21 protein-coding genes are annotated in these 24,514 nt (G+C 54.3%); 7 read left to right on the top strand and 14 right to left on the bottom strand.

Annotated elements, in window-relative coordinates; genetic code table 11:
• Positions 1–55 precede the first annotated feature (55 nt).
• From QFZ34_RS14565 to QFZ34_RS14525, 9 genes are all read right to left on the bottom strand, one after another.
• Positions 56–826, bottom strand: coding sequence for an ABC transporter ATP-binding protein (locus QFZ34_RS14565; RefSeq protein ID WP_307282238.1), 771 nt, complete (start codon positions 824–826; stop codon positions 56–58).
• A complete protein-coding gene (locus QFZ34_RS14560) occupies positions 823–1,656 on the bottom strand; it encodes an ABC transporter ATP-binding protein (protein WP_307282236.1) in 834 nt (277 codons plus the stop codon). Before QFZ34_RS14560 ends, QFZ34_RS14565 begins: the two co-directional genes overlap by 4 nt.
• On the bottom strand, positions 1,653–2,576 hold the full coding sequence (nikC, locus tag QFZ34_RS14555) for a nickel transporter permease (protein WP_115051496.1): 924 nt from the start codon (positions 2,574–2,576) through the stop codon (positions 1,653–1,655). The genes QFZ34_RS14560 and nikC overlap by 4 nt, the downstream gene beginning before the upstream one ends.
• Positions 2,573–3,625, bottom strand: a complete 1,053-nt coding sequence (locus tag QFZ34_RS14550) for an ABC transporter permease (protein WP_115051497.1) — start codon at positions 3,623–3,625, stop codon at positions 2,573–2,575. The genes nikC and QFZ34_RS14550 overlap by 4 nt, the downstream gene beginning before the upstream one ends.
• Positions 3,626–3,656: 31 nt before the next feature.
• The gene (locus tag QFZ34_RS14545) at positions 3,657–5,264 is read right to left on the bottom strand and encodes an ABC transporter substrate-binding protein (protein WP_115051627.1); all 1,608 of its coding nucleotides are present in this window, start codon (positions 5,262–5,264) and stop codon (positions 3,657–3,659) included.
• Between the two features lie 71 nt (positions 5,265–5,335).
• Positions 5,336–6,388 (bottom strand): dipeptidase, encoded by a 1,053-nt coding sequence (locus QFZ34_RS14540; protein ID WP_307282232.1) that lies wholly within the window; start codon positions 6,386–6,388, stop codon positions 5,336–5,338.
• A gap of 281 nt (positions 6,389–6,669) precedes the next feature.
• Positions 6,670–9,111: a DNA topoisomerase (ATP-hydrolyzing) subunit B gene (gene gyrB / locus QFZ34_RS14535; RefSeq protein WP_115051499.1), complete on the bottom strand. Its 2,442-nt coding sequence runs from the start codon at positions 9,109–9,111 to the stop codon at positions 6,670–6,672.
• Positions 9,112–9,590: 479 nt separating this feature from the next.
• On the bottom strand, positions 9,591–10,019 hold the full coding sequence (locus QFZ34_RS14530) for a hypothetical protein (RefSeq protein WP_307282229.1): 429 nt from the start codon (positions 10,017–10,019) through the stop codon (positions 9,591–9,593).
• Positions 10,016–11,755 (bottom strand): S10 family serine carboxypeptidase-like protein, encoded by a 1,740-nt coding sequence (locus QFZ34_RS14525; RefSeq protein WP_307282227.1) that lies wholly within the window; start codon positions 11,753–11,755, stop codon positions 10,016–10,018. Before QFZ34_RS14525 ends, QFZ34_RS14530 begins: the two co-directional genes overlap by 4 nt.
• 252 nt (positions 11,756–12,007) lie before the next feature.
• Here QFZ34_RS14525 and QFZ34_RS14520 point away from each other — a divergent pair, with 252 nt between their 5' ends.
• The 3 genes from QFZ34_RS14520 to QFZ34_RS14510 all read left to right on the top strand — a co-directional run bounded on the left by QFZ34_RS14520 (position 12,008) and on the right by QFZ34_RS14510 (position 14,708).
• Positions 12,008–13,387 (top strand): cytochrome P450, encoded by a 1,380-nt coding sequence (locus QFZ34_RS14520; protein WP_307282225.1) that lies wholly within the window; start codon positions 12,008–12,010, stop codon positions 13,385–13,387.
• A 213-nt stretch (positions 13,388–13,600) separates the two neighbouring features.
• Complete coding sequence (locus tag QFZ34_RS14515; protein ID WP_115051504.1) at positions 13,601–13,984, top strand: MbcA/ParS/Xre antitoxin family protein; 384 nt, start codon at positions 13,601–13,603, stop codon at positions 13,982–13,984.
• The gene (locus QFZ34_RS14510; RefSeq protein WP_115051505.1) at positions 13,944–14,708 is read left to right on the top strand and encodes an RES family NAD+ phosphorylase; all 765 of its coding nucleotides are present in this window, start codon (positions 13,944–13,946) and stop codon (positions 14,706–14,708) included. The genes QFZ34_RS14515 and QFZ34_RS14510 overlap by 41 nt, the downstream gene beginning before the upstream one ends.
• Here QFZ34_RS14510 and fghA read toward each other — a convergent pair.
• The 4 genes from fghA to QFZ34_RS14490 are packed head-to-tail and all read right to left on the bottom strand — an operon-like array spanning position 14,705 to position 17,800.
• Positions 14,705–15,538, bottom strand: coding sequence for an S-formylglutathione hydrolase (gene fghA, locus QFZ34_RS14505; RefSeq protein WP_307282224.1), 834 nt, complete (start codon positions 15,536–15,538; stop codon positions 14,705–14,707). The genes QFZ34_RS14510 and fghA overlap by 4 nt on opposite strands.
• Positions 15,539–15,558: 20 nt before the next feature.
• Complete coding sequence (locus QFZ34_RS14500) at positions 15,559–16,215, bottom strand: DUF1345 domain-containing protein (RefSeq protein WP_115051507.1); 657 nt, start codon at positions 16,213–16,215, stop codon at positions 15,559–15,561.
• Positions 16,215–16,688 (bottom strand): GNAT family N-acetyltransferase, encoded by a 474-nt coding sequence (locus tag QFZ34_RS14495; RefSeq protein WP_115051508.1) that lies wholly within the window; start codon positions 16,686–16,688, stop codon positions 16,215–16,217. Before QFZ34_RS14495 ends, QFZ34_RS14500 begins: the two co-directional genes overlap by 1 nt.
• A complete protein-coding gene (locus tag QFZ34_RS14490; RefSeq protein ID WP_307286334.1) occupies positions 16,688–17,800 on the bottom strand; it encodes an S-(hydroxymethyl)glutathione dehydrogenase/class III alcohol dehydrogenase in 1,113 nt (370 codons plus the stop codon). The genes QFZ34_RS14495 and QFZ34_RS14490 overlap by 1 nt, the downstream gene beginning before the upstream one ends.
• Positions 17,801–17,997: 197 nt before the next feature.
• On the opposite strand from QFZ34_RS14490, the gene hrpB reads away from it, so the two are divergent.
• From hrpB to QFZ34_RS14475, 3 genes are all read left to right on the top strand, one after another.
• Entirely contained in the window at positions 17,998–20,445 is a 2,448-nt protein-coding gene (gene hrpB / locus QFZ34_RS14485; RefSeq protein WP_307282223.1) for an ATP-dependent helicase HrpB, read from the top strand.
• A gap of 136 nt (positions 20,446–20,581) precedes the next feature.
• Positions 20,582–21,883: an ActS/PrrB/RegB family redox-sensitive histidine kinase gene (locus QFZ34_RS14480; protein ID WP_115051509.1), complete on the top strand. Its 1,302-nt coding sequence runs from the start codon at positions 20,582–20,584 to the stop codon at positions 21,881–21,883.
• 95 nt (positions 21,884–21,978) lie between these two features.
• Positions 21,979–22,542, top strand: a complete 564-nt coding sequence (locus QFZ34_RS14475; RefSeq protein WP_115051510.1) for an ActR/PrrA/RegA family redox response regulator transcription factor — start codon at positions 21,979–21,981, stop codon at positions 22,540–22,542.
• A 606-nt stretch (positions 22,543–23,148) separates the two neighbouring features.
• On the opposite strand, the gene QFZ34_RS14470 is transcribed toward QFZ34_RS14475, so the two are convergent.
• Entirely contained in the window at positions 23,149–23,643 is a 495-nt protein-coding gene (locus QFZ34_RS14470) for an MmcB family DNA repair protein (protein WP_115051512.1), read from the bottom strand.
• Positions 23,644–23,817: 174 nt separating this feature from the next.
• On the opposite strand from QFZ34_RS14470, the gene QFZ34_RS14465 reads away from it, so the two are divergent.
• Complete coding sequence (locus QFZ34_RS14465; protein WP_115051513.1) at positions 23,818–24,435, top strand: L,D-transpeptidase; 618 nt, start codon at positions 23,818–23,820, stop codon at positions 24,433–24,435.
• The last annotated feature ends 79 nt before the right edge of the window (positions 24,436–24,514 follow it).

Here is a 24,514-nt window from a genome sequence, read left to right as displayed (position 1 = left end):
AGTAAAGAGCGCCTGAATGTTCAGCAATGGTAAAAATCCGGTGAACCTTACAGCTCTATATGGATGCTTCCGGCCGGACAAAACCCTCGCTCGCCAAAAGAAGATTGCGCGTGTAATCTTCCTTGACTGCGTGGCGGGCAAGGTCTGTCGCCGACAGGCGTTCCACCTCTGCGCCATTCTGCATCACCATCAGCCGGTCGCACATATGGGTGACCACCGCCAGATCATGGCTGACCATCAGAAAGGTCAGCTTTCTATCCCGCCTTATCTGCTCCAGCAGGTTGAGAACTTCCGCTTGTACCGAAGCATCAAGGGCTGATGTCGGTTCATCAAGAAGCAGGATTGAAGGCTCCAGGATCAATGCACGGGCAATGGCGACCCGCTGGCGTTGACCGCCGGAAAGCTGATGCGAATAGCGAAAGCGAAAGCTTGAACCAAGACCCACTTCATCAAGCGCGCGCAGGATACGTTTTTCGATATCGGCAAAGCCATGCACGACCAATGGTTCCAGCAACAGCCGATCCACCGTCTGGCGCGGATGCAGCGAACCATAGGGGTCCTGAAACACCATTTGCACTTCGCGGTAAAATGCTTTTGTACGCGACGAGCCAAGCGTCTTGCCATTGACTGTGATCGCGCCGCCGGTAACAGGTGCAAGTCCCGCGACGGCTCGCAGCAAGGTTGACTTTCCCGAGCCGCTCTCGCCCACCAGACCAAAAGACTCGCCCTGCTGGACGTCCAGACTGACGCCGCGCAATGCGCGAAAACGATCATACTTCACTTCAAGATTTTCGACACTGAGAGCCGCCACTTGCAGATTGTTCATGCGGCCCACTCCGGCTTGCGGTCAAGGACCGGCAGCGGATGCCGGTCGGTGCCGATCTGCGGCATGCAATTCATCAACCCGCGTGTATAGGGATGTTTTGCGTTCTTAAGGTCTGCAGCGGCGATTTCTTCGACGATCCGTCCTGCATACATGACGATAACGCGGTCGCAAAAGGAGGAGACCAGCCGCAAATCATGGGAGATGAAGATCAAACCCATGCCGCGATCCCGCACCAGATTGTCGAGGATTCGCAGCACATCCAGCTGCACCGTCACATCAAGCGCGGAAGTCGGTTCATCCGCGATCAGCAGCTCCGGTCCGGTCACCAGCATCATCGCGATCATGGCGCGTTGTCCCATGCCGCCGGAAACTTCATGCGGATGCAGATTAAAGACCCGTTCCGGATCACGTATCTGCACAGCAGCAAGCATGTCGAGCGCGCGCTTGCGCGCCTCGGCTTTGCTCACCTTTTCATGGGTACGCAGCGTTTCAACAATCTGCCTGCCGATGCTCATCACAGGATTGAGCGAATATTTCGGGTCCTGGAGGATCATGGCGATGCGGTTTCCACGCAGGCTTCGCCGCTCCTTTGCCGAAATATCCAGAAGATCCATTCCGTCAAAATTCAACGTATCGGCAGTGATCTTTGCGTGATGTGGCGTCAGTCCCATGATTGCGCGACCGGTCTGGGATTTTCCTGAACCGGACTCGCCAACAATGCCGAGCCTTTCGCGGCCAAGCGTGAACGAAACGCCGCGCACAGCATCCACGACGCCCGTGCGGGTCGGAAATTGCACGCGAAGATCCTTGACTGTCAGCAAGGCGCTCATTGGTTGTTCCCCCTTGGATCGAGCGCATCGCGCAAGCCATCGCCAAGAAGATTAAAGCCCAGACTGACGATGAGAATTGCAAAACCCGGTGCGGCTGCCACCCACCATTGATCCATGATGAACCGGCGGCCGGATGCGATCATCGCACCCCATTCCGGCAATGGCGGCTGTGCGCCCAGACCAAGGAAACCAAGGCCTGCGGCGACCAGGATAATTCCAGCCATGTCGAGTGTCACACGGACGATCAGAGATGAAAGGCAAAGCGGCATGATGTGGCGCAGGACGATACGCATGGGTGATGCACCCATGAGCTGCACGGCGGCAATATAGTCGGAATTGCGCACGGTCAGCGTTTCAGCTCTGGCAATGCGTGCATAGGGCGGCCACGAGGTAACCGCTATGGCAATGACGGCATTCTCAATGCCAGGTCCCAGCGCCGCCACCAAAGCGAGAGCCAGAATGAGCTTTGGAAATGCCAGGAAGATATCGGTGAGCCGCATAAGAATTGCGTCTACCCAGCCTCCGGCATAACCGGCGATGGTGCCGACAAGCAACCCAATCGGCGCGGCGATGATAGCCACGAGGACAACTACATAGAGCGTCAGACGCGAACCATAGATAAGGCGCGAAAGAATATCGCGGCCCTGATCGTCTGTGCCGAGCCAATAATCGCCACCGGGCGGCAAAAGCCGTGCATTGCGCAGATCGCCTGCAACCGGTGAATGCGGCGCAAGCAGAGGAGCGAATAGCGCCACCAGCACCAGCGCAAAAATGATGCCAAGCCCGATCACGGCGAGCCTGTTGCTGGCAAAACGGCTCCAGATCAGATAAGCGCGGCCAAGCCGGGCCTGCATACGCGATTGCGGCCGGTCGCTCATCAGCCATTCACGGCGGGAAATTGGTTTTGCGATCTCGCTCATCGTGCGCGTGTCCGTGGGTCAAGTAGCCGATACAGAAGATCGGAAAGAAGGTTGATGGCGATGAACACGGCACCAATGATAATCGTGCCGCCGAGCACCGCATTCATGTCGGCATTTTGCAGCGAATTGGTGATGTAGCTGCCAAGGCCGGGCCAGGAAAAGATCGTTTCGGTCAACACTGACCCCTCAAGCAGATTGGCAAAGGAGAGCACAATCACAGTCAGCAACGGCACTGCCGCATTGCGCAAGGCATGAGCCCAGATGATACGGGTTTCGGACAGGCCCTTGGCGCGCGCCGCAACAATATATTCCTGCTCAAGCTCGTTCAGCATGAAAGAACGCGTCATCCGGCTGATATAGGCCAGCGAAAAATAACCCAGCACTGAGGCGGGCAGGATGATGAAGCTGAAAATATTGCGGAAGACTTCCCAATTGTTCTGCAAAATCGCGTCAAGCAGGTAAAGGCCGGTAATCGGCGTAAACGTGTACTCGTAGACAACGTCGATACGTCCTGGTCCCGATACCCAGCCAAGCTTGGCGTAAAACAGCACGAGACCGAGCAGCCCCAGCCAGAACACCGGCACTGAATAGCCGATAAGTCCGATAACTCTGACAATCTGGTCGAGGATCGTGCCTCGCTTGACGGCAGCAAGCACTCCAAGCGGAACACCAATAAACGCGCCAATAAGCGTGCCCAATGTTGCCAATTCGAATGTAGCGGGAAAGACGCGGATAATATCGGTCATAACCGGATTGCTGGTCAGAACGGAATTGCCGAACTCACCTTGCAGGACACCCTTAAGATAAAGGAAAAACTGCTGGTAGAGCGGCAGATTCAGTCCGAGCTCTTCACGCACACGCGCCACGACGTGGGCAGGCGCGCGATCGCCTACAATGGCCAGCGCGGGATCGATCGGGATGACACGGCCAATGAAAAACGTGACGGCCAGAAGACCAAGAAATGTGATGGCGCCAATGAGCAGAAACCTGCCCACGGCCCAAGCGAAGTTTGAAGCCCAGGCGCCTGAGCGCCTGGCCTCCAATTGCATGTCAGATGTGCTCACCGGTACGGATTCCGGATTACTTCGTTACATTGAAAACGTAGTTGGTATCAAATGATGGACCAAGCTTGAAGTTCTTGATGTTCGCACGCAGTCCTGCCACTTCCGTCTGCTGGAAGATGATGATGAAGGGGCTGGTTTCAAGCACTTTCTTCTGCAGGTCCTGATACATTGCCGCGCGCTTGGCATTATCACGCTCCAGCAGGGCTGCCTTGGTTTCCTTGGTCAGCTCCGGCACATCCCAGGCATTGCGCCATGCGAGTGTCTTGTTGGTGCCGGTATCAGCATTGTCCGTATTGCTGGTGAAGGTCTCGGCGTTGGAATTCGGATCCCAATAATCCACGCCCCACTGACCAATATAGGAATCATGCGTACGGGCACGATATTTGGTCAGGGTCTGCTTACCGTCGCCCGGGATGATCTCCATTTTCACACCTGCCTGCGCGAGTGTTTGCTGAACTGATTCAGCAATACCCGTCACCGGCTGGTTGTTACGTACATCCATGGTGAAGGAGAAGCCGTCCTTCAATCCTGCCTTCTCGAGCAGTTCCTTGGCCTTAGCCACATCCAGCTTGAACGGCTTTTCATCCAGCTCGCCCAGAATATTCTTTGGCAAGAAGGTCTGGTGGATATCACCGGCACCCTTGATCAGCTGTTCGCCGATGGCATCATAATCGACCAGATATTTAAACGCCTGCCGGACTTCCGGCTTGGCCAGGTTTTCATTTTTCTGGTTGAGGCTGATATAATAAATTGTTCCCTTCGGCGCACTGACCGTGGTGATGTCCTTGTTCTTGGTAACCTGCTCCATATCATTTGGTTCAAGATTACGGGCAACATCAACATCGCCTTTTTCAAGCAGAAGGCGCTGCGCCGCGCTTTCCTTGACGTGGCGATAAATAACACGGGCGAGCGGAGCCTTGGTGCCATAGTAATTGTCATTACGCTCCAGAACGATAATCTCGTTGGCGCGCCAATCGCGAATTTTCATCGGCCCGGAACCCGCATAATTCGTCTTCATCCAGGCATTGCCGAAATCATCATTGACGATGTGCTCGGAGATCAATTTCTTGTCTACAACCGAAGCAACGGTCGATGTCAGGCAATTCAAGACGAAGCTTGGTGCATAAGGCTGATCGACAGTGAAAACAAAAGTGGACGGATCAGCCGCTTTTGCCTTTTCGGTCACATTGTCCTTGTTCAGGCCAAACTGCGTCAGAATGAATGCCGGGCTCAGATCGAGCTTGACGGCACGCTCAAAGGAATAGGCAACATCTTCAGCGGTAAGCGGGTTGCCGGAAGCAAATTGCAGATTGGGCTTGAGTTTGAATGTATAGGTCAGGCCATCATCGGAAACTGTCCAGCTTTCGGCGACATCCGCAACGATCTTCGATGGATCATTGATGTCGAGCCGTACCAGCTTGTCATAGGTGTTGCCGTTGATCTCGCCCATGGTCAGCTCAAAAGCTTCACCCGGATCAAGCGTGATGACGTCATCAATCGCCCATGCCTCGACCAGCGTATCGGCGGGCGTTTCGGCGAAGGCCGGCATGCCCGACAACATTACGGCGGAGATGGCCGCGCTACCGAGCATCATGCGGAACTTTGGGTTCATCTTGGTCATCAACATTGTTCTGGTTCCCTGTTTAGAGCTATTGGCCGGAATCTCTTGAGCTTGTTCCGAACCTTTGTTTATTTTTATTGTTCATGCCAGGCTGAGCCAAGCACGCGCAGCCAGTTTTTACGACAGATTTTTGCAAGATCATCCTCACCATAGCCAGCCTCGCGCAATGCTTCGACCAGTTTCTGGTTGCCGCTTGCATCAGCAATTTCGCCGGGGATTTTAGCACCATCGAAATCAGAACCAAGTGCCACGCAATCAATACCCATGCGATTGACCATATAGTCAATATGACGAACCATATCCGTCAGCGGTGTGTCGGCATTTTCGCGGGCGTCGGGACGCAACATGGCCACGGCGTAATTCAAGCCGACAAGTCCCTTGCTTTCGCGGATTGCATCAAACTGCTTGTCGGTAACATTGCGCGCGACAGGCGTCAGTGCGTGCACATTGGAATGGCTGGCAACCAGGGGTTGGTCGCTGAGACGTGCCACGTCCCAAAAACCCTTTTCAGTTATATGCGCGAGATCAATCAGAATGCCGAGGCGGTTGCATGCCTTGACCAATTCTTCGCCTGCCCCTGTCAGACCGGGACCCGTATCGGGGTCCATTGGATAGGCAAACGGGACGCCATGCGCGAATATGTTGTTCCGGCTCCAGACCGGACCCAGCGAACGTAAGCCAGCTGCATAAAACACATCAAGTGCTGTCAGATCAGCACCAATCGCCTCGCAGCCTTCCATGTGAAGAACTGCCGCAAATTGATCCTGATCGATGCATTCGTTGATTTCCGCTGTACTCCGGCAGAGTTTCCATCCGCCTGCCTGCTGCAACCGGAGGGCTATAGAAGCCATTTCCAACGCAATATCGAGCGATGGAGCGCGTTCAAGCGGCGCTGCAAGCGGTGTCGAATAATGGCCATTGGCATCCGGAGCCTTGAATGCCAAATCACCGGACGGAACGTAGATGGCGCAAAGCCCGCCAACCAGACCGCCTTTCAGTGCACGCTTCTTGTCTATATGGCCTAAACTTGTACCTTCGATGAATTCCTGAACCGGATCCGTTCCGCTTTTCGAATGTTTCCACAACCGGTAGAGCACGTCGTTGTGACCATCGAAGACTGGCTGCATTTCAATTTCCGTTCAGATTTATCAAAAGCCTTGCACCGGCGGATAATCATTTCGTCGAATATCCCAGCACCAATTCTGCCAAAAGATCACGCCCGCAATGAACATTCAAGGGAGTTGTTAGACAAAAGTATAAATACAAGGCTGCCGGACAATTTGCCCACACATTGTGCACTTACCGAACGTGGCTAGGAGCGCAGCCAAGACGCAGCAAGGCGATAATCTTTTGATTACCGCCTTGATATTGATCGGAATGTTTGGGGTGATAAGCGATGCTGTGTTTGTTAAACGTCCAGATTTGCTACGCTGAGCGCATTGTCCTGAATGAACTCACGACGCGGCTCAACATCATCGCCCATCAGACGTGAGAACAGGCTGTCAGCGTCGGTCGCATCGTTCACCTTCACCTGCAGCAGCGAACGTGCGTTTGGATCGAGCGTGGTTTCCCAAAGCTGATCAGCATTCATTTCGCCCAGACCCTTATAGCGTTGCAGCGAAAGCCCCTTGCGGCCAGCGGCGAATACCGCTTCGAGCAATGAGATCGGGCCGGCAATCATATCGGTTTTTTCCTTGCGGCGCAGAACAGGCGGCTTGGAATAAATCTCATGCAGACGGGCGGAATAACGATCCAGCTGGCGCGCGTCAGCCGAGCCAATCAGCGCCATATCCAACGTTACGGTCTCTTTGACGCCGCGCAATGAGCGCTCAAAAATATAGCCGTCAATACCATCATCAGGCGTTGCAAGACGGCCACTCCAGCCCTTTTCCGTTTCTTCGGCAATAAGGTCGAGACGCCCTGCAACTTCTGTCACCAGCGCTTGAGCGCGTGCCGTATCGGAAATGGCTTCGGGGTTCAGAGCACCGGCAATTGTTGCCTGCTCGACAACCGCCCGGTCATAGCGTGTATTCAGGCCCTGCAGCAGATGGCGAACAGCCATCGCGTCATTGATCACCGCACGCAGATCGGAACCAGCGCGAACTTCGCCGCTGTCCAGCTCCATCGAAGCTTCTTCCAAACCGGATTCAATCAGGAATTCTTCGTAGGCGACTTCGTTCTTGAGATATTGCGAGGATTTGCCGCGCGAGACCTTATAAAGCGGCGGCTGTGCAATATAGATATGGCCACGCTCGATCAATTCCGGCATCTGGCGGAAGAAGAAGGTCAACAGCAATGTACGAATATGAGCACCATCGACGTCAGCGTCGGTCATGATTATGATCTTGTGGTAACGCAGCTTGTCCGGGTTAAACTCATCCTTGCCAATGCTCGTTCCCAGCGCCAGGATCAGCGTGCCGATCTGGTCGGATGAAAGCATCCGGTCGAGCTTCACGCGCTCCACATTCAAAATTTTACCACGAAGTGGCAAAATGGCCTGGTTTTGACGCGAGCGTCCGCCCTTGGCAGAACCACCGGCGCTATCCCCCTCGACGATGAAGATTTCCGACTTGGCCGGATCTTTTTCCTGACAATCGGCAAGTTTGCCCGGCAGTGAGCTGATGCTGAGCGAGTTCTTGCGGGTGATGTCGCGCGCCTTGCGCGCGGCTTCGCGGGCCGAGGCTGCCTGAATAACCTTGTCGACCAGCACCTTGCCTTCAGTCGGGTGCTCTTCAAGCCAGGTCGACAATGCCTCATTGACCAGACTTTCCACGACAGCACGCACTTCCGAAGAAACGAGCTTGTCCTTAGTCTGCGACGAGAATTTCGGGTCCGGCACTTTTACCGAAAGCACGGCTGTAAGGCCCTCGCGGCAATCGTCGCCCGTCAGTGTTACCTTGGCTTTCTTGGCCTGACCGGTGCTTTCCGCATAGCCGGTCATCTGACGCGTCAGCGCGCCACGGAAACCGGCAAGATGCGTTCCGCCATCGCGTTGCGGAATATTGTTGGTAAAGCACAGGACATTCTCGTGATAGCTGTCATTCCACCACATGGCGACTTCAACAGTCGTATCATCCCGCTCGCCGCGAATATAAATCGGCTCGCCTACGAGCTCCTTCTTGGAGCGGTCGAGATATTTCACATAGGCAGTCAGTCCGCCCTCGTAAAACAGCTCCAGGTCGACCGGATCGGCATGGCGGCGGTCAGATAGAAGAATACGCACACCGGAATTCAGGAAGGCCAACTCGCGCAGGCGATGTTCCAATGTCTTGAAATCGAATTCAACCATGGTGAAGGTTTCGGTCGAAGGCAGGAACGATACTTCCGTTCCTGTGAGGCCTTCAGAATCGCCGGTCACAACCAGCGGACTATCCGCCACACCATGCGTGAAGCTCATCTCATGAATCTTGCCCTGACGGCGAATCTTCAGCTTCAGCCAGACAGACAGCGCATTGACAACCGAAACACCAACGCCGTGCAAACCGCCGGAGACCTTGTAAGAGTTTTGGTCGAACTTACCGCCCGCATGCAACTGGGTCATAATGACTTCGGCAGCGGAAACGCCTTCCGAGTGCATGTCGGTGGGGATACCGCGGCCATTGTCGGTGACAGTGCAGGAACCATCGGGATTGAGCGTCACTGTAACGCGGGTCGCATGACCGGCAAGCGCCTCGTCAATAGCGTTGTCCACGACTTCGTAAACCATGTGGTGAAGGCCGGAACCGTCGTCCGTGTCACCGATATACATTCCGGGGCGCTTGCGAACTGCATCCAACCCCTTGAGAACCTTGATGGACTCCGCGCCATATTCCGGCGAGGTTTCGGTTGTCATCTCGGGTGTTTCACTCATGTAAATTCAATCTTTTCTAAAGGCAGGAACAGTGCATCTGTCCTTATAGCATATCTTGGGCGAATCATGCCCAAACCTATGCTTAGATATAGTGATTTCTGTTGGTTTTTCCAATTCATGCCGCATGGCTGTCCACGGATGATCGTTAATCTGCGCCAGCACTATGGATAATCTGTGTCCTAGCGGGGTAATTTTGACATTCATGCTCCATCCGCCCGCAGGCTCCTATGCAAATGTCAAATGCGTAAACTCCACTAGAAATATATACTTACCTTTGGTTTTGTTGATTTTGACCTTGGCTACTGGCGGGACCGAACGGACGGGTCGTGGAAACACGACCACCAGCGCTTTGAAAAAGGTTTCAAGCGCACTGGCGAGCAGCCTTGAATAACCGCTCGTTGTGCATTTGGAACCTTGCCGGGAACTGGCCCCGGGCTCTTGGCATCATCGTCTGGCCGCAACCATTCCGGGCCGCCCAACTATTCGATAATCTGTATTTCCTTTGAGGCTGGCCTTTTTATGGGTGACTGCGCATCAAAAAAACCTTTGACCTCGCTATATCGAAGGCTGCCATCCTGATCACGGTCAATCAGTGCGAAATTATCGACAAAGTACCCCACTCCTGCCCTATTGGCAGATTCGATAGTCACCAGATGCGTCGAAGGATCCGCAGCGCGGTCAAAAAGCGCACGAATGCGCGCGTCAACCGCATTGAGCACCGTTTCAGGCGTGATTGGCATAGCGGTTCTTTCGACCGCGCTCTTGGCTGGAGGGTATATTCTCCCCGACATTGTTGCGCCAAATTCCGGGGGCTTTGTCAGCGTGATAACATCGTCAGCAGCCGATCCGGCAACCTGCAAAACAACCGAAGATATAATCGCCACGGTAAAGACCATTCCACGCTTCATGGGTTCCTCGCTTCCGGAAGAGCGGCATTGAACGCGGCAAGCTTCACCACTGCTGGCTGGTCATAAAAGGCATCGAGTTCAGCGAGCACCTTTTCATAGCCATCCGTCTTGCCCGGCCCAATCCCATGCCCGCCAAGGTAGGTTTTTATCGGGATTCTGGAGGACAGATTTGCATTCTCTATATCCACCTCCGTCTTATGGAAGGGCGTATTGAGATCATAATAGCCGTGCTGAATAAGAACCTTCAGATTTGGATTTAGTGTTACGTCGAAAGTCAGATCGGGAATGGCACTTGCAAATCTGTCGCCTGTAACTGACAAATGCTGATCCGGCATATAGTTCCAATGAAGGATAATTTTGCCATTGCTGCCGAGATATCTTGATTTCGCTTTATAGTCGGCAAATCCTGCCAGATAGGATTTGATGTGATCGTAATTAACGTCAGTGCGATCAACGACTGGATCGACCGTGTCTTTCTCCAGAAAATATCGCCCATCATTCATCTGTAATGTCTCTTGAGGGCTGAACCTCTTTACAAACTCCCTGCTATCCATATTCGGATTTGCAATCCATGGATTGCTGTCCGCGCCTTCGCCCAGCTTGTACAGTTTCCCTATCCCTGTGATTTTATACAATCTATTGAGGAAAACTTCAGATTCTGGTTTTTGAAGATAGATGTTCCATTGCGACCGATCGGATATTTTCTGGTCAACGCTTTTAAACACACTTTTGTAGAGATTGTTGAAAGTGACCGCGAAAAGCCTTGCGTCACCCAGAAAGGCTGGCAGATCAAAGTCTGGCTTTTCGACCGACTTGTCATGAAATGCCTTTACCATTGCATATGTTGGCAGAACGCCATGACAGGAAACGTAGCGAGAAGAACAATCGCTATTGATATCAAGAATTGGCGAATTCAGGATCAGACCACTTAAGACCTTCGCTGGTTTTTTGCTGGGATCAGGCAGATAACCACTTTCACCCTTTTCTATCAGCAACTGCGCGATGATCGGCACGCGAAATCCGCCATAGGAAACGCCGTAAATATATTTTGGCGAGCTCTGGCGATTATTGGCGTTGATGTAGCGTGTGATGAAGCTGCGCAAAACTTTTGCATCGCTGTCGACACCCCAAAAATCCTCGTTTTTATTTGGCCAGATAGCTTCAGAATAACCCGTGCCTACCGGATCGACAAAAACGAGGTCCGTTTTGTCCAGTATCGTATTGGGATTATCCTTCCAGAGCAGAGTTTTCGCTTTGTCCGAGGCATCGTCATCGTAACTCTTGGGGCCAAGGAAGCCCAGATCAAGAGCCGCTGATGCGCCACCCGGGCCGCCATTGAATACAAATGTAACCGGCCGGTTTTCTTTTGGCAGATCATCACGCGTATAAGCCGTGTAGAAAATAGCGGCATCGACATCTCTATAGTTCAGACCCGTTTCAATAGGTATCGAGCCTGTCGAAATCAGATGACCAGCGCTTGCGGTAAACTGTACCGGTATCCCCTTCACGGTAATTTTCTGCGACTTGCTTGCCGGCTCCTCGCTAACGGACGAGCGTGAAATGCCATCCTCAGGTCCGTAAGAAAAGACAGCAGAGCCAGGTGTCGGCGCATCAATCTTGGGAACGGTTACCTGCGGTGTAAATGATGATGGCGCTTTTTCAGGCTCTGAATCTGAGCCACCACTACAGGCCGAGAGAAAAACTGCAAGCGTCAGCCCGCACAAGCGATAATGCATGATTAAAAACCTCACAGTATAAATATTTATGCAATAAGATATTGATATTATTACGTAATACTTTGGTCGTATAATGCCAAAATTAAAATAAAATATTGCCCGAAACCGATCTCACTAGAGCTCAAAGGAGGCTGAAGGTCAAGAAAATTACTGCTGTTTCGGCCTTTCCATTTTCCCCTCTCTTCGCCCTGGCTGGGCGAAACTTGTGGACATGAGACGCAATCATACCCACATCGCAATTATGGAGGCGCAATGGATATTTTGAAAACCGCATTCACACCACCGGCACCCGTTCCCCGCACCGGACCTGTCGGTACGCTGCAATTGATCCGGACCATCTATCGCAATCCGCTGGAGCTGTGGGGTGAGCCCTCCTATAACGAACCTTGGGTATCCATTGATTGGTCTTTCGCCCATACGATCATTGCCAATGATCCCGGCCTCATTCGTCATGTCCTTGTCGACAATGCCAAGAACTACAAGATGGCGGCTGTACGCCAGCGTATCCTGCGCCCAATCCTGCGCGACGGACTATTGACGGCCGAGGGCGATACGTGGAAGCGCTCGCGCAAAGCCATGGCACCCGTGTTTACGCCGCGCCACATTAATGGCTTTGCGACAAGCATGCAGCGCGCGACGGAAAATTTCGCTGAGCGTTATGACGGTCATAGCGGCATAACTGATGTTTCACGCGACATGACCATGCTGACCTATGATATTCTGGCCGAAACCCTGTTTTCAGGTGAAATTGCAGGCGATCCTGACCAGTTTTCGCATGAAGTCGATCGGCTTTTCGAGACCATGGGGCGGGTTGATCCATTTGATCTTCTGGGTGCGCCGGAATGGTTGCCGCGCTTTACCCAAATTCGCGGACGCCGTGCTCTCGCTTTCTTCCGGCAGATCGTGGCCAACACGATTGAGATGCGCAAAGCACGCATGGATAAAGAGGGCGACAAGGTTCCAAACGACTTTCTCACTCTGCTCCTGCGTGCGGAAGGGCCCGATGGCCTGTCACGCGCCGAGATCGAGGACAACATCATTACTTTCATCGGTGCTGGCCATGAAACGACCGCACGCGCGCTTGGCTGGACGCTTTATCTGCTGGCAAGAGCGCCATGGGAGCGCGAACTGATCGAACAGGAAATTGATACATTCATGGACCAGCGCGATATGCCGCCGCCCCATGAATGGCTGGATGCATTGCCCTTTACGCGCGCCGCGTTCGAGGAGGCCATGCGGCTCTACCCACCCGCACCATCAATCAACCGGGAGCCGATTGAAGATGATCAGTACCAGGACTTGAAACTGCCTAAAGGGTCAGCCGTTCTGGTCATGCCATGGACCGTGCATCGGCACCGTCTTTATTGGGATCAACCTGACGCGTTCATACCGTCGCGTTTTCACCCGGAAAACCGCGGTAAGATTGATCGCTTCCAATATCTGCCCTTCGGTGCCGGTCCGCGTGTGTGTATTGGTGCCAGTTTTGCCCTGCAGGAAGCCATCATTGCATTGGCCGTGCTGCTGCATCGTTATCGCTTTGATATGGCAAGCTCGGTAAAACCCTGGCCGGTGCAAAAGCTGACAACGCAGCCAAATGGAGGTCTGCCAATGAGTGTTATTGCAAGGCGTTGATGTATTGCGTGGTTCGACAGGCTCACCATGAGGAAGATGGATGATTGCAGGGAGTCAGTATTTGCGATGTATCTGCAATATTGATGATTAGCGTTCAGCCCACCCCACCCTCCTCATGGTGAGCCTGTAGAACCACGCAATACTTTGATGCATGCATTCGCTTGATTTCACAGGAAATTTAATGTAATTATATTTCTAGTGAAAGGACATGCCATGCGAACCAACGCACAACACAAAACTGAAACACCCAGCAAGACCACCGTTGTTTCCAAGGCATTGCTACGCTCTGCCGAATTGCTCGGACTGACCGCCAAGGAGCTTTCCAATATTGTCGGCCTGTCGGAACCTAGCCTTTCGCGCTTGAAGCGCAGCCTTGATGGCTCGCCGCTCACCGGCAAGAGTTACGAGCTTGCCCTGCTCTTCATTCGCCTCTACCGGTCACTGGATGCCATTGTCGGCGGCGATGATGCTGTGGCGCGTCAGTGGATAAGAACCGATAACACCATGCTCGGCGGCAAACCGCTCAACCGTATCAAAACCATTGACGGTCTCACCCATGTCCTCGCCTATCTGGACGCCCGACGCGCTCCGATCTGAAGCCCACGTTCTGCATGGCGCCTGCTGGCGTCTGGTCGAAGCGCAGCACCGTGTTTCTACAATGAAGCTTGTCGACACGCTTGATGAGCAGGCTTTGCTTGAGGATGAGCTGGAGGCCACCAAGCCGCCACTGCCAGCCAATTGTGCGCATCTTGACTACCTGCTGGCCACACCTTTTCGCTATGGTCGATATCCCGGCAATTCAAGGTTCCGGCGCGAAGGGTATTCGCCCGGCGTGTTTTATGCCAGCGAGGCTGTTGAAACAGCCGTTGCTGAAACCGCCTTTTACCGGCTGCTGTTTTTTGCCGAAAGTCCGGGCACTCCATGGCCGCACAATGCACTGGAGTTCACTGCCTTCGAGGCGCGCTATGCCACCACCAAAGCGCTTGATCTTATGGCGCCACCTTTTCTGAAGCAGGCCGCGCAGTGGACTCACCTCAGCGACTATTCCGCCTGCCTCGACCTTTCCGATAAGGCGCAACAGGCAGATATTGAGTTGATCCGCTATCAATCGGTTCGCGACCCTGAAGGCGGTGCCAATCTTGCACTGCTTTCATGTGCCTGCTTCGCGCTGCCGCGGCCAACCAAAATGACAACTTGGCGGCTGCATTTTTCAAGCTATGGCGTCAAGGCAATCTGCGACCAGCCAGATTTGCGTCTAGGCTTTGACCGGGAAACATTCGCTGCCGATCCGAGGATGGCCGCGGCCGGACGCGCCAATTAACCCAGCCTTTCCGCATGCCAGGCAATGTGGTCGGCCATGAAGGTCGAAATGAAGAAGTATGAATGGTCGTAGCCGTCACGCATGTTCAGCGTCAGCGGAATACCTGCCTTCTCACAAGCTTCCTCAAGTAGCCAGGGCCGCAGACCATCGTCCAGAAAACCATCGGCTTTGCCCTGATCGACCAGCAATTCCGGTAGGCGATATCCGTCTTCGATCAAGGCAACAGTGTCATAAGCACGCCAAGCCGTTTCATCACTGCCGAGATATTTCTCGAATGCCGGGCGCGACCAGCCAGCAACCATCGGCCTGGCTATTGGGGCGAAAGCGGAAACGGATTTGAAGCGGCCGGGGTTTTTCAGCGCCAAAGTGATCGCGCCATGGCCACCCATGGAATGGCCGAATATACTCTGGCGCTGCATATCGATTGGAAAGTTTGCGGCGATCAGTGTAGGCAATTCTTCGGCAATATAAGTCGCCATGCGATAGTTTTCGGCATAGGGCGATTGCGTTGCGTCGAGATAGAAACCGGCGCCGCTCCCAAACTGCCAATTGTCCTTCTCATCCGGCACATTCTCCCCGCGAGGGCTGGTATCGGGACAGATGATCGCAACGCCAAGCTCTGCGGCTGTGCGGCGATATTCTCCCTTGTCCATGACATTTTGATGCGTGCAGGTCAGGCCGGAAAGATACCACAAGACGGGCACAGGCCCTTCTTTTGCCTGCGGCGGCAAGAACACTGCAAATGTCATATCGCAAAGGCAGGCATCGCTGCGATGGCGATAAACACCCTGCGTTCCATCAAAACTTTTTGCGACTGAAAGCGTTTCCATGACTGTCCTTATGACTATTCTTATTGGCCAAGCGAGACGGCAACATTGACCGCAGCGGCAACGAGCACCGTGTTGAAAAAGAACGATACAATCGCATGTAGCAGGTTAATCTTGCGCATTTGGGTACTGGTGATACCCGTATCGGAGGTTTGCGCCGTCATGCCGATGACATAGGAAAAATACAGGAACTCAATCCCGCCAGGTTCCTTGCCACCGGGAAAATCCAGCCCGCCAACATGTTTTCGTGTCTTTGTCTTTGCGCCTTCTGCACTCTCATCGGGCTGCCAGTAAAGATGCGCATAATGAATTGCCGTCATCATGTGGATAGTCAGCCAGCCGAGAGGCACCGCGGCCAATGCCAATGTGAGATCAAGGGGCTGCGGGTTCTGGCCTGAATTGATCAGGACAAAAAGCGAGCCCACGGCCACGACCACCGCGCAAAATGTGACCGTGAAAATGATCCATACGGGCTCGTCGGATTTGGCCGCATTGCGGCGCAGATAATCTGCCGTCAATTTTGGGATTCTGATCGTTGTAAAGCCCAAATAGACGAGAAAGAACGCATTGGCAGAGATAACATAGGCAATGCGTGGCACAAAGGCCAAGCCCAATCCCAAAGCTGCAAGCCCGATGAGGGCGGCAATGTAAAAAGGCTTATGCCGCTTGTTCATGGCCACTACTCGGATGTCACAACGGCTGGACGCTGCATATCAATATGGGGGATATTATCCTCCAGATATTCCTCCGACACGGACACGAAACCGAACGAGGCGTAAAAGCGTGACAAATGGCTTTGCGCCGAAAGCTTGATCGGGCTTTCCGGATAGAGCCGTTCGCATTGCGCAATCGCCTCAACCATGATCCTGTCGCCCAGGCGTTGTCCGCGATGTTCCGGCGAAACCACAACGCGCCCGATCCGGGCCGCTGGATCGGTTTTGGCCGGTTTGCGGATACGCGCGCTCGCCACCAGATTCTTGCCGCTCAATATTCGCAGATGCAAGGCATCGGCGTCCTTGCCGTCCAGTTCCGGATAGGCGCATTTCTGCTCGACGACAAAGACATCGACGCGCAGTTTCAGCATGGCATAAAGATCGCGCGGCGACAGCTCGTCCAGCCCGCAAAGGACGACCTTATAGGCATTTGCTTCCATCAGAAGGTCACAACGCTACGGATTGATTTGCCTTCGTGCATCAGGTCGAAAGCCGTATTAATTTCTGTCAAAGGCATGGTGTGGGTAATCAAGCTATCAATATCGATCTTGCCCTCCATATACCAATCGACGATTTTCGGAACATCAGTACGTCCGCGTGCGCCGCCAAAAGCAGTGCCGCGCCAGTTACGACCCGTAACCAGCTGGAAAGGCCGCGTTGAGATTTCCTTACCTGCTTCTGCAACGCCGATCACGATACTGGTGCCCCAGCCGCGATGACAACATTCCAGTGCCTGCCGCATGACATTGGTATTTCCGGTTGCGTCGAATGAAAAGTCCGCGCCGCCGTCGGTCAGATCCTGAATGGCGGAAACCACCTTATCATTGCCAATCTCTGTCGGATTGATGAAATGGGTCATGCCGAATTGCTTTGCCATTGCCACTTTGCCGGGGTTGAGATCGACACCGATGATCTTGTCCGCGCCCACCATGCGAGCGCCCTGAATGACATTGAGGCCGATACCACCCAGACCGAATACAACGACATTCGCGCCGGGCCAGACTTTGCCCGTATAGATCACGGCACCAATGCCGGTAGTGACGCCACAGCCAATGTAGCAGATTTTGTCAAAAGGCGCGTCCTCGCGCACTTTTGCCAAGGCAATCTCTGGCAAAACAGTAAAGTTCGAGAAGGTCGAACAGCCCATATAGTGGAACACTTCACCGCCATCGCAGGAAAAGCGGCTTGTGCCGTCCGGCATGACACCCTGCCCTTGCGTGGCGCGGATGGAAGTACACAGGTTTGACCGTTGCGACAGGCAGGTTTTGCATTGGCGGCATTCCGGCGTGTAGAGCGGAATCACGTGGTCGCCGACCTTCAGTGATGTGACACCGGCGCCAATTTCGCGCACGATCCCTGCACCCTCATGGCCGAGAATTGCCGGGAACTTGCCCTCGGAGTCCAACCCCGACAAAGTATAGGCATCCGTATGGCAGACACCGGTCGCCATGATCTCGACGAGAACTTCGCCGGGCTTGGGTCCGCCAATCTCGATTGTTTCGATGGTCAGTGGCTTGTTGGCTTCCCAAGCGACGGCAGCGCGCGATTTCATGAATGTGTCTCCCAATGCGTCTTCAGTGATTTGCTCACTATCAGGATCGCAGCCCGGATCGTCAATCAAATCGGCGACATTTCTCGTCATGAAACCGCTTTGTCGCAGATGATTGTTTTCCGCTTCAACATTAGAAATCAATGGACTTGGCTCGGGAAAAATTGTCAAAGGCGACGATAACAATTTGCGGATATGCCGTGACAGTTCTTCCAACCCTGCCCGTCACCGAAATCTTTCCCGCTCTTGATAGAGCGCTGGATGCGAGCAATTCTGCGGTGCTTGTCGCCCCGCCAGGTGCTGGTAAAACCACGCTCATTCCCCTGCATCTGCTTGATGCGCCATGGCGCGGCGAACGCACGATCATCCTGCTTGAACCCCGCCGTCTTGCCGCCCGGGCTGCGGCCAGCCGCATGGCGAGCCTGCTGGGCGAAGAGGTTGGCACAACCGTCGGCTATCGTATGCGGCTCGAAAACAAGGTTTCCGCCAAGACCCGCATCCTCGTTGTGACCGAAGGCGTTTTCGCCCGGATGATCCTCGACGATCCCGATCTGACAAACATCGCCGCAGTGCTTTTTGACGAGTTTCACGAACGCAGTCTGGATGCGGATTTCGGCCTTGCGCTGGCCCTTGATGTGCAGGCCGCCCTCCGTCCCGATCTCAAATTGCTGGTCATGTCGGCAACATTGGATGGTGCGCGCGTTGCCAAGCTGCTTGGCGATGTACCGGTGCTTGAAAGCAAGGGGCGTTCTTTCCCCATCGATATTCGCTATCGTGAGCGCAAGCCCGACGAGCGTATTGAAGATGCCATGTCGAAAGCCATCCGCGACACGCTTGCAGACGAGACCGGCAGCATTCTTGCTTTTCTTCCCGGTCAGCGCGAGATCGAACGCACGGCTGAAGCACTGCAAGGCCGCGTGCCTGCCGATACGTTTATCGTGCCGCTCTATGGCGCGCTTGAGGGGCGCGATCAGGATGCGGCAATCAAGCCGGCACCATTTGGCAAGCGCAAGGTGGTGCTTGCCACCTCCATTGCAGAAACATCAATCACCATTGACGGCGTTCGGGTCGTCATTGATAGCGGCCTTGCCCGCTTGCCTAAATTTGAACCCGCAACCGGCTTGACGCGGCTGGAAACTGTGCGCGCGGCACGGGCTGCCGTGGATCAGCGCGCGGGTCGTGCAGGACGCACGGAGCCGGGTATTGCAATCCGCCTTTGGCGTGCCGAACAGACCGCCGCGCTTGAAGCCTTTGCTCCGCCTGAAATTCTGGAAGCAGACCTGACGGGTCTTGTGCTGGATTGCGCTGCATGGGGCGTTTCTAACCCCGCAACGCTCGCCTTTCTCGATGTTCCACCTGCTCCGGCAGTCAAGGAAGCAAAGAGCCTTTTGGAAAATCTCGGCGCACTCGGCAAGGACCATCGTGTCACGCCAATGGGCAATGAAATGCGTGCGCTGGCTCTGCCTGCCCGCCTTGCCCATATGGTGCTGACCGCGCGCGAACGGGGGCAGGCATTACGGGCTGCCGAACTTGCAATCCTCCTTACCGAGCGTGGACTTGGCGGCAATGACATAGATCTCGATGTAAGGCTTTCCCGCTTCCAGCGTGAGCGCGGTGATCGCGCCACCCGTGCCCGTGGATTAGCAAAGCGTCTGGCAGGGTCTGGTCCCGTTGCGGCGGAAGCTGACAGCGTTGGGCGGCTGCTGATCGGTGCCTATCCTGATCGCATTGCCAAATCGCGTGGCAATGGCCAGTTCACTCTGGCCAATGGGCGCGGCGGCGAAGTTGATACTAGCTCTGCACTTGCCAAATCCCCTTGGCTCGTCGTCGCTGATCTGTCCGGACGAGCCGGACGCGCGCGTATTCTTGCTGCTGCCGAGGTAAGTGAGGCGGAAATACGCGAGGCTATGGCGGATCGGATCGTCAGCGGTCGGCAGGTCACCTATGATGCCTCCCGCAATGCGCTTCAGGCCCGCGATGCCACGCGGATCGGTGCCATAGCCCTGTCAGAAAAGACCATGCCCGCCCCAACCGGTGAGGAAGCTGATCTTGGGGTGATTGCTGCTGTCAAAACCCATGGGCTTGATATTCTCCCATGGTCAAAGGAGGCATCGACGCTGCGCCGCCGCCTTGCCTGGCTGCATCAGGGTCTGGAGGCGCCTTGGCCCGCCATGGATGATGACACCTTGCTTGCCACGCTTGACGATTGGTTGAAACCCTTCCTCAAGGGTGGCGCGCAGCTTAACCAAATTCCCGCGCATGTACTGATCGAGGGATTGCGTTCTACCGTTCCCTACGATCTGCAACGCAAGATTGAAACTCTCGCGCCAACCCATTTCGAGGTACCGACCGGATCGCATATCCCGATCCGTTATGATGAGGGCGAGCCGGTTCTTGCCGTGCGGGTGCAGGAACTCTTCGGACTGGCAACCCACCCGGCCATCGCCAATGGCACCATACCGCTCTTGCTGGAACTTCTATCTCCCGCGCACCGGCCCATCCAGATAACACGCGATCTTCCCGGGTTCTGGAAAGGCTCCTGGGCCGATGTTCGCAGCGATATGCGCGGTCGCTATCCCCGCCATGTCTGGCCGGAAGATCCTGCCAATGCTGCCCCCACTGCCCGCGCCAAACCACGGGGAACGTGAGGTGGTTTCCAGCTAATTGCATCTCGACAGACAAGCCCCGTCGAACCACGCACTATATTCTCGCAACACGCAGCCTCCGTTACCCTCGCCGAACTCTCCAATTCCATTTTTGCCACATTTGATCTAAAGCACCTTCATGGTTCAGGATTTTGGCATACGCTCTTCATATTTGTCGCGCCGGTTACGGTTGACTACGCTCATTCGCCTGCGCTGGCTCGCAGTGGCAGGTCAAAGCATCGCGGTGTTGTTTGTCGCGCTCTACCTGAAATTCCCCTTCCCGGTCAGTGTATGTTTTGCGCTGATCGCCTGTTCGGCATGGCTCAATTTGCTCATGTCATTCCGCTATCCGATCAACCACCGGTTACAGCCACGCGCGGCCATTCCCGTGCTTGCTTTTGATATTTTGCAGGTTGCGGGCCTGCTCTACATGACCGGCGGCTTGCAAAATCCCTTTGCTGTTCTGATGATTGTTCCTGTCATCATATCGGCAACGTCTTTGCCCTCATGGTCGACCATTCTGCTTGGACTTCTCGTCACCATCTGCGCCACTGTCCTTGCCTATATTTACCTGCCGCTTCCCTGGTATCCGGGCGAAAGCATGCATCTGCCTTTCATACTCATTGCAGGCGTGTGGTGCTCGGTCGTTTCCGCTCTGGCCTTCACTGCGGTCTATGCCTATCGCGTGGCTGAGGAAGCACGCCTGCTGGCCGATGCGCTGACAGCGACAGAATTGATTCTCCAGCGCGAACAGCATCTGTCCGCGCTGGATGGCCTTGCCGCCGCAGCCGCCCATGAACTTGGTACACCGCTTGCCACCATCGCCCTTGTTGCCAAGGAGATGGAGCGCAGCCTGAAGCAGGATGACCGTTTTGCTGAAGATATCGAGCTTTTGCGTTCGCAGACCCAACGTTGCCGCGAGATTCTGAAACGTCTCACCAGCCTTTCATCCACCAGCGAAGAGCATATGTCCCGGTTGAAGATTTCCTCGCTTATCGAGGAAGTCATTGAACCGAACAGGAACTTTGGGATCGGCATTGAAGTCACCAAATTGCGCGGCGAAGGCATCGAACCATTTATCCGCCGCAACCCCGGCATCATTTACGGCCTGGGTAATCTGGTCGAGAATGCCGTCGATTTCGCCAAGCATACGATTAGGGTCAGTTGGGGCTGGAACGACAAAACCGTCGAGATCATCGTCAGCGATGATGGCAAGGGTTTTGCTCCCGAAATTCTGGACCGTATCGGTGAGCCCTACACGACGGGCCGCGACCGCGAAGTGAATGAACATGGTGGCGGTCTTGGCCTTGGTCTGTTTATTGCAAAAACGCTTCTGGAGCGTTCCGGTGCCACAATAACATTCCGCAACCGCAATGATCCGGGACAGGGCGCGGAGGTCGTCGTGATCTGGCCAATCAGCGAATTGACGACCAGCGGCTAGTTCGCCTGTTAAACAAAACTTGCTCTAGCCTTTGACTTTTTCTTCATTGCGAACCATTACATCACTAACTATTACAAAATGAGCAGGAAACCCTGATGGATAATACGGATCAGGACGATATTGCCGCCATTGGCAACGATCCGACACTTCTTCTTGTTGATGACGACAAGCCGTTCTTGCAGCGTCTGGCGCGCGCCATGGAAACACGCGGCTTCACCGTGGCGATTGCCGATTCGGTGGAGGCGGGGCTTGCCAGCGTCAAAAGCCATGCCCCGGCCTATGCGGTTGTCGATATGCGCCTTGGCGATGGCAATGGTCTCGATATTATCGAAGCCATTCGTGCTCGCCGCGAAGATACGCGCGCGGTGATTCTCACCGGCTACGGCAATATTGCGACAGCGGTTAACGCCGTAAAGCTCGGCGCAATCGATTATCTTTCAAAACCGGCTGATGCGGACGAGGTGTTCGCAGCCCTGACCCGCCGTTCCGGTGAAAAGGTGGCGCCGCCTGAAAATCCGATGTCGGCCGATCGCGTGCGCTGGGAACATATTCAGCGCGTTTATGAAATGTGCGACCGGAATGTTTCTGAAACAGCACGCCGGCTTAACATGCACAGACGCACCTTGCAGCGTATTTTGGCCAAGCGCGCCCCGCGCTAGATTGCCGGACGCTTTACGGGCGATCTATACCCTTTTCTTGTATATTGCACTGCTTCGTCCCACAGGATAACAGCCGTCCACCCTATTATAACCGTCATTGCACTGATGCAGTGCGTGGTTCGACGGGGCTCACCATGAGGGAGGTTGAGGATAGCAATAGCGCTAACAGGACAACCTCCCTGCAGAGCCCCCGGCCTTCCTCATGGTGAGCCCTCCTGAGCCTGTCGAAGGGCGAACCACGCATCGCGCTCTTGCAACCAAGGGCAAACCACAAGGCTCTTGCCACAGGTCAATCTGCCTTCCTGTTATATAGAAGCAACAAGGGCGGCATCATCTGCCGCCCTTGTTTACCGCTCCTAAGCCATAAAGAAACTCCGATACACAATACAAAAATCAGATACGCTTTACAGTTGCATTTAATGAATGTTGCATAACCATAGATTGCATATGGAGGCCGTCAATTAGGCTTTAGGCTTATGGAAATTTGCATTTGCTCCGCAGAAAATATTAGTTGGAAGATCGCAATATGGGCGATAACAGGAGGGAGTTTTCCAACCGTAGGCTAGATTTAACTTACTGATTACAAATATCTTTTTTTAACGCACCCTATTCCATGTCCGTCTGCGGCAGGTCGATGCCGGATAATTCGGCAAGGGTCATGCGCGCGGCGCTGACGCGGGCAAAGCGTAACGTCATTGCCTTGCGTGTTGCGCCTGCCAGCTTGTGCTCGGGCGCATCACGGATGATCTCGGCACCATATCCATCAGATAGAATGAAGCCGCAATCGTCGGGGAATATATCGGCTGGAACACCCGGATGAGTAGCAAAAAACAGCCGGTCGCAATAATCGCGATAGGTCGGCCATTTTCGATCAACCTTCCAGTCCTCGATCGATGATTTTATTTCGACAATCCAGATTTCACCATTGCGGGACAAGGCCACAAGATCGGCGCGACGGCCGGAAGCAAGCGACAATTCCGGCATGACTGCCAAGCCCATTTCGAGGAAAAGCCGCTGCACGCCGCGCCGCACCAGCATGGCATTTTCGGATTGGCGGCCATCAATAAGCGGATTGGTCTGGCTCAGACTGACTATAGGCATGACGGCGAATCTATCGGCAATTTTGCAACCATGTGGTGGAAAATACACCCACAGGTAGGTGAAAACCATGGTTAATGGAAAACTAAGCTTTACGGTTAATGAAGCTTTAACAATAATGGCGCTAAAGAGGCAACAATAAGTAACATATAGATTCGCACAACCAACGGGGTGATCATGCGATTTAAAACTATCGTTCTTGCGGCTGGCCTTATGGGCGCAACTGCTCTAGCCGGCTGTTCCACGATCGGGTTTAATTACTCAACAGCCTCCTATAGTTCAGTTTCGGATGCAGGTTACGTTCTCCCCGCCATTCCCCGTGCAAAAATCCCGCCGCAATTCCTGCGACAGGAAGTTCGCTATGATGGCGGTGAAACACCAGGAACGATCATCGTCGATACACAGACAAAATTTCTCTACTTCGTTCTGGGCGGCGGCAAGGCCATGCGTTACGGCATAGGCGTCGGCAAGGAAGGCTTTGAGTGGAACGGAGCGGCACGCATTGCACTTAAGCGTGAATGGCCGACATGGACCCCGCCAAAAGAAATGATCAAGCGCAAGCCGGAACTGGCTGAATTCCGCAACGGCATGGGACCCGGCCTTCAGAACCCGCTTGGCGCCCGCGCCCTCTATCTCTTCAACAAGGGCGGCGATACCGGCTATCGCCTGCATGGCACGCCGGAGTGGTGGTCCATCGGCAAAGCCATGTCTTCAGGATGCATCCGCCTGATGAATCAGGATATTATCGACCTTTACAATCGCGCCGAGGTTGGTGCCAAGGTTGTCGTCCGCTAGAAGAATTCCGCTCAGGCGGAACCACAAAACATTGCAGCAAAAGGCCACTTTCGAGTGGCCTTTTTGTTGGATGAGTAGG

The organism is Phyllobacterium ifriqiyense (genome assembly GCF_030817885.1).
Taxonomy (GTDB): domain Bacteria; phylum Pseudomonadota; class Alphaproteobacteria; order Rhizobiales; family Rhizobiaceae; genus Phyllobacterium; species Phyllobacterium ifriqiyense.
This window is presented reverse-complemented; position numbering and strand designations above follow the sequence as displayed.